13 protein-coding genes are annotated in these 14,056 nt (G+C 69.9%); 5 read left to right on the top strand and 8 right to left on the bottom strand.

The features are described from left to right. Position 1 precedes the first annotated feature (1 nt). The gene (locus OG975_RS14865) at positions 2-613 is read right to left on the bottom strand and encodes a TetR/AcrR family transcriptional regulator (protein ID WP_406329621.1); all 612 of its coding nucleotides are present in this window, start codon (positions 611-613) and stop codon (positions 2-4) included. 102 nt (positions 614-715) lie between these two features. Here OG975_RS14865 and OG975_RS14860 point away from each other — a divergent pair, with 102 nt between their 5' ends. After that, positions 716-1,537, top strand: a complete 822-nt coding sequence (locus OG975_RS14860; RefSeq protein WP_406329619.1) for an NAD(P)H-binding protein — start codon at positions 716-718, stop codon at positions 1,535-1,537. Between the two features lie 65 nt (positions 1,538-1,602). Next, positions 1,603-2,469, top strand: a complete 867-nt coding sequence (locus tag OG975_RS14855; protein WP_406329618.1) for a haloalkane dehalogenase — start codon at positions 1,603-1,605, stop codon at positions 2,467-2,469. Between the two features lie 17 nt (positions 2,470-2,486). Here OG975_RS14855 and OG975_RS14850 read toward each other — a convergent pair whose 3' ends face one another. Next, entirely contained in the window at positions 2,487-3,311 is an 825-nt protein-coding gene (locus OG975_RS14850) for a serine hydrolase domain-containing protein (RefSeq protein ID WP_406329617.1), read from the bottom strand. Between the two features lie 19 nt (positions 3,312-3,330). Then, complete coding sequence (locus OG975_RS14845; RefSeq protein WP_327428398.1) at positions 3,331-3,810, bottom strand: GNAT family N-acetyltransferase; 480 nt, start codon at positions 3,808-3,810, stop codon at positions 3,331-3,333. A gap of 96 nt (positions 3,811-3,906) precedes the next feature. Between OG975_RS14845 and OG975_RS14840 the strand changes: the two genes are divergently transcribed. Together OG975_RS14840 and OG975_RS14835 are read left to right on the top strand one after the other, a co-directional pair. Next, positions 3,907-4,395, top strand: a complete 489-nt coding sequence (locus OG975_RS14840) for a MerR family transcriptional regulator (RefSeq protein WP_406329616.1) — start codon at positions 3,907-3,909, stop codon at positions 4,393-4,395. Continuing rightward, complete coding sequence (locus tag OG975_RS14835; protein WP_406329615.1) at positions 4,392-5,408, top strand: aldo/keto reductase; 1,017 nt, start codon at positions 4,392-4,394, stop codon at positions 5,406-5,408. Before OG975_RS14840 ends, OG975_RS14835 begins: the two co-directional genes overlap by 4 nt. A gap of 114 nt (positions 5,409-5,522) precedes the next feature. On the opposite strand, the gene OG975_RS14830 is transcribed toward OG975_RS14835, so the two are convergent. The 3 genes from OG975_RS14830 to OG975_RS14820 form a co-directional block, all read right to left on the bottom strand. Further along, positions 5,523-6,386 carry a DUF4429 domain-containing protein gene (locus tag OG975_RS14830; protein ID WP_406336272.1) on the bottom strand — a complete coding sequence of 288 codons (864 nt, stop codon included), beginning with the start codon at positions 6,384-6,386 and terminating at the stop codon, positions 5,523-5,525. Positions 6,387-6,452: 66 nt separating this feature from the next. Beyond that, a complete protein-coding gene (locus OG975_RS14825) occupies positions 6,453-7,661 on the bottom strand; it encodes an alpha/beta hydrolase (RefSeq protein ID WP_406329614.1) in 1,209 nt (402 codons plus the stop codon). A gap of 131 nt (positions 7,662-7,792) precedes the next feature. Continuing rightward, complete coding sequence (locus OG975_RS14820) at positions 7,793-8,461, bottom strand: TetR family transcriptional regulator (protein ID WP_406329613.1); 669 nt, start codon at positions 8,459-8,461, stop codon at positions 7,793-7,795. A gap of 245 nt (positions 8,462-8,706) precedes the next feature. On the opposite strand from OG975_RS14820, the gene OG975_RS14815 reads away from it, so the two are divergent. Beyond that, complete coding sequence (locus tag OG975_RS14815) at positions 8,707-10,197, top strand: MFS transporter (RefSeq protein ID WP_406336271.1); 1,491 nt, start codon at positions 8,707-8,709, stop codon at positions 10,195-10,197. Positions 10,198-10,468: 271 nt separating this feature from the next. Here OG975_RS14815 and OG975_RS14810 read toward each other — a convergent pair whose 3' ends face one another. Beyond that, positions 10,469-11,236, bottom strand: coding sequence for a potassium channel family protein (locus OG975_RS14810; RefSeq protein WP_406329612.1), 768 nt, complete (start codon positions 11,234-11,236; stop codon positions 10,469-10,471). A 74-nt stretch (positions 11,237-11,310) separates the two neighbouring features. Beyond that, the gene (aceE, locus tag OG975_RS14805) at positions 11,311-14,043 is read right to left on the bottom strand and encodes a pyruvate dehydrogenase (acetyl-transferring), homodimeric type (protein ID WP_406329611.1); all 2,733 of its coding nucleotides are present in this window, start codon (positions 14,041-14,043) and stop codon (positions 11,311-11,313) included. Positions 14,044-14,056: the final 13 nt, after the last annotated feature.

The following is a 14,056-nucleotide window of genomic DNA, read 5'->3' as shown; positions in this document are numbered from 1 at the left end:
GTCACCCCAGGGCGTCGATCCCGCGGGTGAGCCGGGCGCCCTCGCGGGCCATGATCTCCGGGTCGCGCAGGGCGTTGGAGAGCAGGGACATGCCCTGGTAGGCGCCGACGAGCGCCAGCGCGTGACCCTCGGGGTCGGCCACCCCGATGTGGCGGTACTGCTGTTCCACCCAGTCCAGCAGCCGCCGGATGACGCGGCCCGCCGAGAGGTCGAGGCCGCCCTCGCTCCGCTTGTCGAGCTCCGCGGCGAGGGTGCCCGTGGGGCAGCCGTAGCGCGCCGCGGTGTCGCGCTGCTCGACCCATGCGTCGATGAGCCCCTTGAGGCGTTCGCGCGGGTCGGGGAGCTGGTCCAGCCGGCCGGTGAGGGTCTCCAGGTGGGTGACGTGCTCGGAGAGGGCTGCCTCGACCAGCTCGTCCTTGGTCTTGAAGTAGTAGTACACGTTGCCCGCCGGGACTTCGGCGGCGCGGGCGATGTCGGCGATGGTCGTGCGCTCCACGCCCTGCTCGTGCAGGACCCGGGCCGCGGCCGCCGTCAGCTGCTGGCGCTTGCCGGCCGCCCTGGCCTTCGCCTTCGCCTTTTCGGGAGGGCGCTGGGAATCCATTGAGTCAGTCACCCGACTAACTATAGACAGCCGAGGGTCGGCCTGTGCTAGCGTCCTGTCCATCGAGTCAGTCAGTCAACTAACTAACTCAATTTCGCGACCGGGGAGATCGACATGTTCGTAGTGACAGGTGCGACCGGAAACGTCGGGCAGGCGCTGGTACGGATGCTCGCCGAGGCCCGGCTGCCGGTGACGGCGGTGGCCCGGCACATCACCCAGGCCGATGTGCCGCCGGAGGTCCGCGCGGTGGCCGCCGACCTGGCCGAACCGGCCGGCCTCGGGACCGCGTTCGAGGGCGGCAAGGCACTGTTCCTGCTCGTGGCCGGCGAGGACCCGCACGGCATTCTGGACGCGGCGAAGACCGCCGGGATCCGCAAGGTGGTGCTGCTGTCCACCCAGGGCGTGGGGACCCGCCCGGAGGCATACCGGCACCCCGCCCAGTTCGAGGCGGCCGTACAGCAGTCAGGGCTCGACTGGACGGTCCTGAGGTCGGGCGGGATGGCCACCAACGCCTTCGCGTGGGCCGAGTCGATCCGCGCCGGGCGGGAGGCCGCGGCGCCGTTCGGTGATGTCGGGCTGCCCTTCGTCGACCCCGCCGACGTGGCCGCGGTCGCCGCCGCCGCCCTGCGGCCCGGCGCTCACCTCGGGGCCACCTACACCCTGACCGGCCCCGCCGCGACCACCCCGCGCGAGCGGGCTGCCGCGATCGCGACCGCGCTGGGCGAACCGGTGCGCTTCACCGAACAGACCCGCGCGGAGGCCCGGGAACTGATGTCGCGGTTCATGCCGCCGCCCGTGGTCGAAGGCACCCTGGCCATCCTGGGCACACCGACCGAGGACGAGCAGCAGGTCAGCCCCGATGTCGAACGCGTCCTGGGCCGCGCCCCGGGCAGCTTCGCGGCCTGGGCCGAACGCAACGCCACGGCGTTCCGGTGACCGTGCGAGAGCCGCCCTGATCACTCACTCACCCACCCACCTCAACCTCCGCCAGGAGACCGACCATGCCCGTTCAGCACATCCTCGGCTCGACCATGCACCACCGGGAGTCCGGCACCGGGACGCCGATCGTCTTCCTGCACGGCAACCCGACCTCGTCGTACCTGTGGCGGCACGTCATGCCGGCCGTGGGGGCCGGACGGCTGCTGGCCCCCGACCTCATCGGCATGGGCGAGTCGGGCAAGCCCGCCATCGACTACACCTTCGCCGACCATGCCGGCTACCTGGACGCCTGGTTCGACGCGCTCGACCTCCAGGACGTGATCCTCGTCGGGCACGACTGGGGCGGCGCCCTGGCCTTCGACTGGGCCGCGCGTCACCAGGACCGGGTGCGCGGCATCGCGTTCACCGAGACCATCGTCAAGCCGATGACCTGGGAGGAGTTCCCCGAAGGGGGCCGAGAGCTGTTCCGGGCGATCAAGACGGACGGCATCGGCGAGGCCATGATCCTCGACGAGAACGCCTTCATCGAGCAGGCCCTGCCTGCCGCCTCCGCCACACCGCTCGCGCAGGGCGACCTCGACGTCTACCGCAAGCCCTACCCCACCCCGGAGAGCAGGCGGCCACTCCTGAGGTGGGCGCGCTCGATGCCGCTGGGCGGCGAACCCGCCGACGTCGTGGCCAGGGCCGAGGCGTACGGCCGGTGGCTGAAGGCGAGTTCGGACGTGCCCAAGCTCCTGCTCACGTTCGCGCCCGGGCCGGGGGTGATGATGCACGAGGGCATCGTCGCGTGGTGCGCCGAGAACATCGCCGCCCTGGAGGTCGAACACTCCGAGGCGATCGCCGGGCACCACACACCGGAGGACCAGCCGGCACTGATCGCCTCGGCGCTGTCGGCCTGGGCGGACCGGAACGGCCTTCGCGGCGGGTGAGTCCGGGGCGGGCCGCGTCAGGCGGCGGCGAGCTCCGCCAGCACCGCGTCGGTGAACGGCGACCAGGCCTCGACGGCCCACGGCCCGAAGGCGCGGTCGGTCAGCGCGACGCAGGCGGCGCCCGCGACCGGGTCGATCCACAGGAACGTACCGGACTGCCCGAAGTGCCCGAAGGTCCGCGGCGAGGACGAACTCCCCGTCCAGTGCGGCGACTTGGAGTCGCGGATCTCGAAGCCGAGCCCCCAGTCGTTGGGGTTCTGGTGCCCGTACCCCGGCAGCACACCCTTCGTGCCGCGGTACTGGACGGTCATCGCCTCCGCGACCGTACGCGGGTCGAGGAGCCGCGGTGCCTGCACCTCGGCGGCGAACCGCACCAGGTCGTCCACCGTCGAGACGCCGTCCTTGGCGGGCGACCCGTCCAGCGTGGTCGACGTCATGCCCAGCGGCTCCAGCACCGCCTGCCGCAGATACTCCGGGAAGGGAATGTCCGTCGCCTTGGCGATGTGGTCCCCGAGCACCTCGAACCCGGCGTTCGAGTACAGCCGCCGCTCCCCGGGCGCCGACGTCACCCGGTGCTCGTCGAAGGCGAGCCCGGAGGTGTGCGCGAGGAGATGACGGACCGTCGAACCGGCCGGACCCGCCGGCTCGTCGAGCTCGATCGCCCCCTCCTCGTACGCGACGAGCGCGGCGTACGCGGCGAGCGGCTTGGTGACGGAGGCGAGCGGGAAGCGGTGCGCCACCGGCCCATGGGCCCCGAGCACCGTGCCGTCCGCGCGGACGACGGCCGCCGCGGCCGTGGGAACGGGCCAGTTCTCGATCAACGCCAGGCTCTGCAAGGACATGGTGACGAGCCTAAGCGGCTCAGAGGTCGAGCCGCATCGAGGGGTCCCGCTTGCGGACGAACCCGAGGGAGGCGTACAGCGGCTCTGCGTCGGTGGACGCGTTGAGGTCGACCTGCGCCACGCCTCGCTCGCGGAACCACTCCAGGAGCGTCTCCATGCACGCGCGGGCATAACCGCGGCGCCGCGCGTCCGGGTCGGTGGCGACGCTGAAGACATGACCCACCGCGCCGTGCGGATTGCCCGCGCGCCCGATCCGGTACTCGATCGTTCCGACGACGAGCGCCCCGAGCGCGTCCGGCCGGCCGGGGTGGTCGACGACGAAGGCCACGAAGTCTCCGTCGGGATCGGCGAGCTTGCCGCGTATGGTCGGCAGTGACTCCGCGTGCCACTCGCTGGAACTTGCGGAGCCGTCCGTGGCGAAGACCGCGTCGATCATCACCTGACGCAGGCGCAGCACTTCCTCGGCGTCCTCGGGCAGGGCACGGCGTACGAGACTCATGAGCCGCACCGTAGCCACCGGGGCCTCGCCAGGTCCTCGGAATTTCGTCGGATTCCGCTTGCTTGGAGTGCACTCCAAGGTTTTAGCGTGGGGTTCATGACGGTGATGGAGACCACGGCCGAGCCCGCCGAGACCGGCGCCGGCAGCAGGACCGACATCTGCGCGGCGCCGCCCGACCGGCACCGGCGTCCCGACGGGCAGGACAACTACACGATCAGCGAGGTCGTCGCCTTCACCGGCCTCACCGCGCACACCCTGCGCTGGTACGAGCGGATCGGGCTGATGCCGCACATCGACCGCTCGCACACCGGCCAGCGCCGCTACTGCAACCGCGACCTGGACTGGCTGAGCCTGGTCGGCAAGCTCCGGCTCACCGGAATGCCGGTCGCCGACATGGTGCGGTACGCGGAAATGGTGCGCGAGGGCGACCACACGTACATCGAGCGCTACGAGCTCCTGGAGGCGACCCGCCGGGACGTCAAGGCCCGGATCGCGGAGCTCCAGGACACGCTCGCGGTCCTCGACCACAAGATCACTTTCTACGCGGACGCCGGGCGGGCCCTGGCGTCGGAGAGGTCCCGATGACGGACGGCAGGATCGCGAAGGCACAGCTCGGTACCGGGGGCCCGGAGGTCGGCGTACAGGGCCTCGGCTGCATGGGCATGAGCTGGGCGTACGGCCCCGCGGACGCGGACGAGGCCCGGGCGACCCTGGAACGGGCACTGGAACTCGGCGTCACGCTCTTCGACACGGCGGAGGGTTACGGCGACGGCGAGAACGAGAAGTTCCTGTCGCCGTTCTTCACCGCGCACCGCGACGAGGTCGTGATCGCGACCAAGTACGGCCTCACCTTCTCGCCGGACGACCGGAGCAAGCGGATCATCCGCAACGACCCGCCGTACATCCGCCAGGCCGTCGAGGGCAGCCTCAGGCGCCTCGGCGTCGACGTGATCGACCTCTACTACATGCACCGGCGCGATGTGAACGTGCCGGTCGAGGAGAGCGTCGGCGCCATGGCCGAGCTGGTGCGCGAGGGCAAGGTCAAACACCTGGGGCTCAGCGAGGTCACCGCCGGGGAGCTGCGCGCCGCCCAGGCCGTACACCCCATCGCGGCCGTGCAGTCGGAGTGGTCCCTGTTCAGCCGCGACATCGAGACGAACGTGGTCCCCGCGGCCCGCGAACTCGGCGTGACCCTGGTCCCCTACGCGCCGCTCGGCCGAGGCTTCCTCACCGGCTCCTTCGCCAACGCCGAAAAGGACCTCACACAGGACGACGCCCGCCGCGCCCACCCCCGCTTCACGGGCGACAACGCGGCCGCGAACGCGACCCTCCTGGACCCGATCCGCACCGTGGCCAAGTCCCACGACGCCACACCCGCCCAGATCGCCCTGGCCTGGGTCCAACAACAGGCCACCGTCCACGGCTTCACGGTCGTCCCGATCCCCGGCACGACAAAGCGCAGCCGAGTCGAGGAGAACACCGCGGCCACGAGGATCGTCCTTACAGAGGACGAGCTGGCTCAACTGGAGCCGATCGCAGCAAAGGTCGCAGGCGACCGCTACCCGGACATGAAGTTCGCGTCGGCAGGCAGGGAGTAAGAGGGGCTTGGCTGGGTCGGCGGGACCAGGAGCCTTGCCGCAACAGGAGGCGCCCCTTCAGGGGCGCGGGGAACTGCGCGACCAGCCCCCACTCACCCGCAGCCAAAAAACGACTCACAACTCCGCCAACAACTCGGCCTTCTTCACAGAGAACTCCTCGTCCGTGACAAGCCCGGCCTTGTGCAACTCCCCCAGATGCCGAATCCGCTCAGCAATATCCGCCGGGTCCCGCCGACCCCCGGCGGACACAGCAGGCACCGCAGACCCCGCGGAGCGCACCGCCGCCAGCACAGCCGCAGCGAACGGCAGCGACTCATGCACCGGCCCATACCCGAGCCCAAAGACGACCGCCGCCGGATCCTGGTCGGCCTGGGCAGGCTGCGCGGGCGCGGACGCACGGCGCAGCAGCCGCAGATGGCCCTCGAACACCTCGGGGGAGCGCCACTCGACCCCGCTCAGGTCGGCGACCGGGAAACTCTGGTCGCCGGCCTTCCACTTGGCGGAGGAAGCGCCCGTCCAGAACCACCGGAAGGACACCGACTTGCCGTCGAAGGACGCCTTCCCGTCGTACGCCTTGAACTGCAGCGGCCCCTCGGGAGGGCTCACCAGATAGCGCTCGGCGGGTTCGTCGTCCACGGTGAGCTGCCCGCGCAGCTCGTCCGCGTAGTACTCGGCGAGGGTCTCGCGCTCGGCGGGCAGCACCAGGCGATAGGGGTCGCACCCCTCCTTGAGCTGTCCCGCGGCCGCCTCGACCAGCGGATCGGCGCCGGGCCTCGGCACGGCACGCAGGACGACCGTGCCACGCTTCCCGGGCGTCAGCGTCACCGCCGCGATCGCCTCCAGAGGGATGCGGCGTTCGCCGAGCGCCTGGAACAGCTTCGGCGAACGGATCCCCCGTTCGAAGCGGATGAGCACGGAGTCGGACTCGAACTCCCAGGCGGCATGAAATCCGGCCAGTACGTCACCCATGCGGGCCATCGTATGCGGCACGCAAGCCTCCGTCGCCTCTTCGTGCGGACCGCAGTTTTTCGCTCTCTACGCGCGTCAGGCCGACACGCCGCCGGACAAACCCGTCCGGCACGCGTCATCGTCGCGCGCGCAGCTCACAGCGCGGTACGCACCAACGCCGATCTCCGCGAAGTTGCGGAGACTGTCCGTGCCCGGCTCGAAATAGCCGGTGTGACCCTTCGCGTCCTCGGCGGACAGGACTCGCGCCCCGAACCCCTTCGACACCGGGTCGGCGCCGTGCCCGAGGCTTCCGACCTCCAGGTACGGCACGTTCTGGATCCAGTCGTCGGCGTCCCGCATCGACCAGACCTGGGCCGTGGTGTGCAGGTTCGCCGCCTTCTCGGCCCGCATGCCGGGGCTGCCCGCGACGGCTATGTCGGAGACCCGGGAGGGCAGCTCATGGGCGGCGACCCCGCACAGTACGGAGCCGTAGCTGTGGCAGTACAGCGCCACCGGTGAGCTTCCCGGGAGCCCCCGCACCAGCGCGTTCAGCCGGATCGCGCCCTCCTCGGCGCGCATCGCGGTGGCCGCGTCCATGCCGAGGCCGCTGGGCGCCGTGTAGTCGGCCCACGCGATCACGGCCGTACGCGTGCCCGGATCCGCCGCGCGCTCCGCCGCGTACAGGGAACGCGCCATGCCGACCGGCGCCGAGTACTTCTTGAAGGTGCGCTGGAAGGTGAGCAGGTCGGTGTCGACGCCGGGCACCACGACCGAGATCCGGTCGGCCTTGTCGAGGTTGCCGTAGACCTCGGCGACGCGGCCCGAGCCCTGGGGGTCGAAGGCGAGGATCTTGCGGCCCTTGTGCAGCAGCGCCTCGTAGCGGTGCATACGGCGGCCCGCGTCGTGCTGGCCGATCTCTGAGAGCCGGTCGTCGTGCATGCGCTTGAGCTCGACCTTGCGCTGCTGTTTCAGGGCGATGCGGTTCGCCTGGTAGCGCAGGGTGGCGGGCGCCCCGTTCATGTTGCCGACCGCGAGCGGATAGCGGTGGGCGAGCCCCGCGCGCTGCTGGGCGTCGAGCGTGGCGAAGAAGTGGGCCAGGCGGCTCGGCGCGGAGTCGGGGTCCGGGAGCTTGTGACCGGCGATGCGGCCGTGCTCCCACGCGGAGAGCGACGCTTGGAGCGGCGTCGCTGTCCGGTGGCTGTTGAGCGCGGTCCAGCCACCGGTGGCCAGCATCACGAACACCACGGCCAGCGCGAGCAGTGCGCGCCAAACGCTGAGTTGGGGGGAGGTATCGAAGGAAGTCACTGAGAGGACACACTAGGAGAAGTGAGGTGCCTCCCGTTAAACGAGTGATCGGGATCACGTTTCTGGTGGGGTAATTGGGGCAAAGCGGGTTCAGTTTGAGATAAATAGTGACGCTCTGTGCGCGTCAGTGATCACTCGGTACGCCACTTCTCCGCCAACGCGGGCCCCACATGGTCGAGATAAGTGGCGGTCAGTTCCCGGATCGCCTCGACGCTGGTGTCCTCACCCGCGCCCCACAGCCGTCCCGTGACGCGCATCACCCCGCCGAACACGGCGACCGCGACGCGCGGTCGTGGATCCGCGTCCACGTCGAGGCCCTCGCGTTCGGCGATCACCCGGGCGATCTCCTCCTCCAGCTCGGCGGAGCGGCGCAGATGGACCGCGACCAGCGAGGGGGTCGATTCGATCAACTGGAAGGTGCGCATGTGCAGTTCGATCGGCACGACGGCCTCGATGGCCTCGCCGATGGTGTCCCAGCCCTCCAGGACGGCCCGGCGCAGCGCCTCCAACGGGGCTTCGTGCGACGGGCGTTCACGCACGACGGCGAGGAAGTGCGACTCCGCGATCCGCTGGCTGAAGAGGGCGACGTCCTCCTTGCCGGCGAAGTAGCGGAAGAAGGTGCGCTGGGAGACGTCGACGGCCTCGGCGATCTCGTCGACGGTCGTCTGTTCGTATCCCTTGGTGGTGAACAGTTCGAGGGCGGCCCGCAGCAGCGCGTCCCGGGTGCGCTGCTTCTTGCGCTCGCGCAGCCCCGGGAGTGGCGCCGTCTCCGCCGTCACCGCAGTGTCCGCGATGTCCATGGGACCTCTCCTCCGAACTGTCCGCCCAGTTCAGCCTATGCGTGAGTGACGTGACAGTTACCGACATGTGAATTGGATTGTCAACTGTCAGTGACTGTCACTAGCCTCGAAGCATGACTAGTCAGACCACCATCGACACGACGGGCTCGGGGGACAAGACACCGGTCGCCCTGTCTGATCGGGCCCCCGCCAAGGGGCTGCGCGGCCATCCGTGGTTCACCCTCATCACCGTTGCCGTCGGGGTCATGATGGTGGCCCTGGACGGCACCATCGTGGCCATCGCCAACCCGGCCATCCAGAAGGACCTCGACGCGAGCTTCGCCGACGTCCAGTGGATCACCAACGGCTACTTCCTCGCCCTCGCGGTCACACTGATCACCGCGGGCAAGCTCGGCGACCGGTTCGGGCACCGGCAGACCTTCCTCATCGGCGTGGTCGGCTTCGGCGCCGCCTCGGGGGCCATCGGTCTGTCCGACAGCATCGCCCTCGTCGTCACCTTCCGCGTCTTCCAGGGACTGTTCGGCGCGCTGCTGATGCCGGCCGCGCTCGGCCTGCTGCGGGCCACCTTCCCGGCCGAGAAGCTGAACATGGCGATCGGCATCTGGGGCATGGTCATCGGCGCGTCCACCGCGGGCGGCCCGATCCTCGGCGGCCTGCTGGTCCAGCACGTCAGCTGGCAGTCGGTGTTCTTCATCAATGTGCCGGTCGGCGCCATCGCGCTCGTCCTCGGCCTGCTGATCCTGCTCGACCACCGCGCGGAGAACGCCCCGCGCTCCTTCGACCTCCTCGGCATCGCGCTGCTCTCCGGCGCCATGTTCTGCCTGGTCTGGGCGCTCATCAAGGCCCCGGCCTGGGGCTGGGGCGACGGCCTGACGTGGGCCTTCCTGGGTGCCTCGGTGCTCGGTTTCGCGCTCTTCGCCCTCTGGGAGAAGAGGGTGAAGGAGCCGCTGATCCCGCTGGCGCTGTTCCGCTCGGTGCCGCTGTCGGCGGGCGTCGTTCTCATGGTGCTGATGGCCATCGCCTTCCTGGGCGGCCTGTTCTTCGTCACCTTTTATCTGCAGAACGTGCACGGCATGAGCCCGGTCGACGCCGGCCTGCACCTGCTGCCGCTCACCGGAATGATGATCGTGGGCTCACCGCTGGCCGGCGCCCTGATCACCAAGACGGGCCCGCGCATCCCGCTGGCGGGAGGCATGGCGCTCACCGCGATCTCCATGTACGGCATGTCCACGCTGGACACGGGCACCAGCGGCGCCGTCATGTCGATCTGGTTCGCCGGCCTCGGCCTCGGTCTCGCCCCCGTCATGGTCGGCGCCACCGAGGTCATCGTGGGCAACGCGCCGATGGAGCTCTCCGGCGTCGCCGGCGGCCTCCAGCAGGCCGCCATGCAGATCGGCGGCAGCCTCGGTACGGCCGTCCTCGGCGCCGTGATGGCCTCCAAGGTCGACGGCGACCTCGCGGGCAACTGGGCCGACGCCAAGCTCCCGCCGCTCACTCCGGCCCAGCTCGACCAGGCCTCCGAGGCGGTCCAGGTCGGTGCCGCGCCGGTCACCAAGGACACCCCGGCCGCGATCGCCGCGCAGATCACCGACGTCGCCCACGACACCTTCATCTCCGGCATGAGCCTGGCCTGCCTGGTCGCCGCCGGGGTCGCCGTCGTGGCGGTCTTCGTCGCGCTGCTCACCAAGCGGGGCGACAACGCGGAGGCCGCGGGCGCGGGAGCCGGCCACATCTGACGGGCCGTTCTCGTCCAGTTTTCGCCTATCAGGGTGACTGAGCTAAAGACCCCTCCCACCCGGCACGCGCCGCACGTCACAGTGGGTCAAGTCCTCCGCACGACCGGGAGGACGAGGCGGAGCTGCGGCGCGCTGCCGGAGGGGGGCAGCGCGCAGCAGCCCCGGGCAAGGGTCCGCTGTGACTGGGGGGCGAGTACCGCGCCCTTTAGGGGCGCGGGGAACTGCGCGAACGGCCCCCACCGGCCGGCAGCCGAAATCGCACCCCCGCGCGTCAGCGCGAATGCTCTTCGGCACCCTCCGGCACCGGGTGCCGAACCCCACCCCCCAGCGCAGCCACCTCGGCCCGCAACGCCCGCACCTCCTCCGTCAAAGCCTCAATCGCCGCCGTCTGCCGCCGCTCCTCCACGTCATCCTTCTCGAACCGCGAAATGAACCACGCGGCGATATTGGCGGTCACGACACCGAGCAGCGCGATGCCCGACAGCATCAACCCCACCGCGAGCATCCGGCCCATGCCGGTGGTCGGGGCATGATCCCCGTACCCCACCGTCGTCATCGTCGTGAACGACCACCACACCGCGTCGCCCAGCGTCTTGATGTTCCCGTTCGGCGAATCCCGCTCGACGGACAGCACCGCGAGCGAGCCGAACATCAGCAGCCCGATCACCGCGCCCCCGACGTACGTCGTCAGCTGGATCTGCGAGGCCATCCGCGCCCGCCGCCCCACCAGCGTCAGCGTGGCCACGAGCCGCAGCAGCCGCAGCGGTTGAAGGATCGGCAGGATCACCGCGCACAGGTCCAGCCAGTGGGTGCGTACGAAGTCCCGCCGCTGCCGGGCCAGTACGAGCCGTACGAGATAGTCGGCGGCGAACGACCCCCACACCACCCACTCCACCACCGTGCACGTGAGTGTCAGCGGACGGCCGGCGTCGCTGTCCACGATCGGCACGGCGTACGCGAGGGCGAAGGCCACCGCGAGCGCGAGCAGGGGCCGCTGGGTGTGCAGCTCCCAACGGGCCTGTGCCGATTGTTGCTTCATGCCCGCATCGTAGGAGCGACGAAGGGGCGGCGGAGCCGATGGCCCCGCCGCCCCTCGATGGACGTACCCGTGCTTTACGCGTCGCCTCCGGCGGCGCCCGGGTCGGCCGCCGTCACGTCGAGCAGCTGATAGCGGTCGATCGCCTGCTTCAGCACCGACCGGTCGACCTTGCCCTCGCGGGCCAGTTCGGTCAGCACCGCGACCACGATCGACTGCGCGTCGATGTGGAAGAAGCGCCGGGCCGCGCCGCGTGTGTCCGCGAAGCCGAAGCCGTCCGCGCCGAGGGACTGGTACGTACCCGGCACCCACCGCGAGATCTGGTCCGGAACCGATCGCATCCAGTCGGAGACGGCCACGTACGGACCCTGGACGGCCGACAGTTTCTGCGTCACATACGGGACGCGCTGCTCCTCCTCGGGGTGCAGCAGATTGTGCCGCTCCACCTCGACGGCCTCGCGGCGCAGCTCGTTCCAGGAGGTCGCCGACCAGACGTCCGCCTTGACGTTCCACTCCTCGGCGAGGATCCGCTGTGCCTCGACCGCCCACGGCACGGCGACACCGGACGCGAGGATCTGTGCCGGAACGGCGCCCGAAGTGCCCTCGCTGAAGCGGTAGAGGCCCTTCAGAATGCCCTCGGCGTCCACGTTCTCCGGCTCGGCCGGGTGCTGGAGCGGCTCGTTGTAGACGGTGAGGTAGTAGAAGACGTCTTCCGAGTCCGGGCCGTACATCCGGCGCAGACCGTCCTGCACGATGTGCGCGATCTCGAAGCCGAACGCCGGGTCGTACGCGACACAGCCCGGGTTCGTCGAGGCGAGCAGCTGCGAGTGGCCGTCCGCGTGCTGGAGACCCTCACCGGTCAGCGTCGTACGGCCGGCGGTCGCACCGAGCACAAAACCGCGCGCCAACTGGTCGGCCATCTGCCAGAACTGGTCGCCGGTGCGCTGGAAACCGAACATCGAGTAGAAGACGTACACCGGGATGAGCGGCTCGCCATGGGTCGCGTACGCCGAACCCGCGGCGATCAGCGAGGCCGTGCAGCCCGCCTCCGAGATGCCGTCGTGCAGCATCTGGCCGGTCGGCGACTCCTTGTACGCGAGGAGCAGATCGCGGTCCACGGCCTCGTACTGCTGACCGAGCGGGTTGTAGATCTTCGCGCTCGGGAAGAACGAGTCCATGCCGAAGGTGCGGTACTCGTCGGGCGCGATCAGTACGAACCGCTTGCCGATCTCCTTGTCCCGCATGAGGTCCTTCAGCAGACGTACGAACGCCATCGTCGTGGCGATCGACTGCTGACCCGAACCCTTCTTCACACCCGCGTACGTCTTCTCGTCCGGCAGGGCCAGCGGCTTCGACCGGACGACGCGCGTCGGGACGTACCCGCCGAGCCCCTTGCGGCGGTCGTGCATGTACTGGATCTCTTCCGAGTTCCGGCCCGGGTGGTAGTACGGCGGCGCGCCGTTCTCCAGCTGCTGGTCCGTGATCGGGATGTGCAGCCGGTCGCGGAAACCCTTGAGGTCGGCGACCGTCAGCTTCTTCATCTGGTGCGTGGCGTTGCGGCCCTCGAAGTTGGGGCCGAGCGTCCAGCCCTTCACGGTCTGGGCGAGGACCACGGTCGGCTGGCCCTTGTGCTCCTTGGCCGCCGCGAAGGCCGCGTAGACCTTCCGGTGGTCGTGACCGCCGCGGCCCAGGTGCAGGATCTGGTCGTCGGTCATGTTCTCGACCATCGCGCGCAGCCGGTGGTCGCCGCCGAAGAAGTGGTCGCGGATGTACGAGCCGGTCTCGGTGGCGTACGTCTGGAACTGTCCGTCGGGCGTCGTGTTGAGCTTGTTGACGAGCACGCCGTCGCGGTCCTGGGCGAGCAGCGGGTCCCAAGTGCGGTCCCACACCAGCTTGATGACGTTCCATCCGGCGCCGCGGAACTGCGACTCCAGCTCCTGGATGATCTTGCCGTTGCCGCGCACCGGGCCGTCGAGGCGCTGGAGGTTGCAGTTGACGACGAAGGTCAGGTTGTCCAGGCCCTCGCGCGCCGCGATCGACAGCTGGCCGAGCGACTCCGGCTCGTCCATCTCGCCGTCGCCGAGGAACGCCCATACGTGGGACTTGGAGGTGTCCGCGATGCCGCGCGCCTCCATGTAGCGGTTCATCCGCGCCTGGAAGATCGCGCCGAGCGGGCCGAGACCCATCGAGACGGTCGGGAACTCCCAGAAGTCCGGCATCAGCCGCGGGTGCGGGTACGAGGACAGTCCGTACGGCGCCTTCGACTTCTCCTGGCGGAACGCGTCGAGCTGCTGCTCGGAGAGCCGGTCGAGAAGGAACGCGCGGGCGTAGATACCGGGGGACGCGTGCCCCTGGAAGAAGATCTGGTCGCCGCCGTCGCCCTCGTCCTTGCCGCGGAAGAAGTGGTTGAAGCCCACGTCGTACAGCGAGGCGGAGGAGGCGAAGGTCGCGATGTGGCCGCCGACGCCGATGCCGGGGCGCTGGGCCCTGGACACCATCACGGCCGCGTTCCAGCGGGTCGCGTTGAGGACCTTGCGCTCGATCTCCTCGTTGCCCGGGAAGAACGGCTCGTCCTTGGTGGCGATCGTGTTGACGTAGTCCGTGCTGCGCATCTCGGGCACGGCCACGCGCTTTTCGCGGGCCCTCTCGATCAGTCGCAGCATCAGATAGCGGGCCCGCTCACGGCCACGCTGATCGACGGCGGCGTCGAGGGAGTCGAGCCACTCCTGAGTCTCCTCAGGGTCGAAGTCCGGGACCTGGCTGGGAAGGCCGCCAATGATGATCGGGTTGCGATCGGATCCGGAAGCCACGCTGTTCCTTCGC

It is taken from the genome of Streptomyces sp. NBC_00203 (assembly GCF_045206325.1).
Classification (GTDB): Bacteria; Actinomycetota; Actinomycetes; order Streptomycetales; family Streptomycetaceae; genus Streptomyces; species Streptomyces lutosisoli.
Note: the sequence above shows the minus strand (reverse complement) of the source record. Positions and strands in the feature narration are given on the sequence as shown.

What these genes read in the sequence shown, in the direction of transcription:
- OG975_RS14850 (WP_406329617.1), bottom strand. Translation starts at nt 3,311, where the DNA reads ATGTCCTTGCAGAGCCTGGCGTTGATCGAGAACTGGCCCGTTCCCACG.
- OG975_RS14815 (WP_406336271.1), top strand. Translation starts at nt 8,707, where the DNA reads ATGATGGTGGCCCTGGACGGCACCATCGTGGCCATCGCCAACCCGGCC.
- OG975_RS14810 (WP_406329612.1), bottom strand. Translation starts at nt 11,236, where the DNA reads ATGAAGCAACAATCGGCACAGGCCCGTTGGGAGCTGCACACCCAGCGG.
- OG975_RS14860 (WP_406329619.1), top strand. Translation starts at nt 716, where the DNA reads ATGTTCGTAGTGACAGGTGCGACCGGAAACGTCGGGCAGGCGCTGGTA.
- OG975_RS14845 (WP_327428398.1), bottom strand. Translation starts at nt 3,810, where the DNA reads ATGAGTCTCGTACGCCGTGCCCTGCCCGAGGACGCCGAGGAAGTGCTG.
- OG975_RS14835 (WP_406329615.1), top strand. Translation starts at nt 4,392, where the DNA reads ATGACGGACGGCAGGATCGCGAAGGCACAGCTCGGTACCGGGGGCCCG.
- OG975_RS14830 (WP_406336272.1), bottom strand. Translation starts at nt 6,386, where the DNA reads ATGGCCCGCATGGGTGACGTACTGGCCGGATTTCATGCCGCCTGGGAG.
- OG975_RS14855 (WP_406329618.1), top strand. Translation starts at nt 1,603, where the DNA reads ATGCCCGTTCAGCACATCCTCGGCTCGACCATGCACCACCGGGAGTCC.
- OG975_RS14820 (WP_406329613.1), bottom strand. Translation starts at nt 8,461, where the DNA reads ATGGACATCGCGGACACTGCGGTGACGGCGGAGACGGCGCCACTCCCG.
- OG975_RS14840 (WP_406329616.1), top strand. Translation starts at nt 3,907, where the DNA reads ATGACGGTGATGGAGACCACGGCCGAGCCCGCCGAGACCGGCGCCGGC.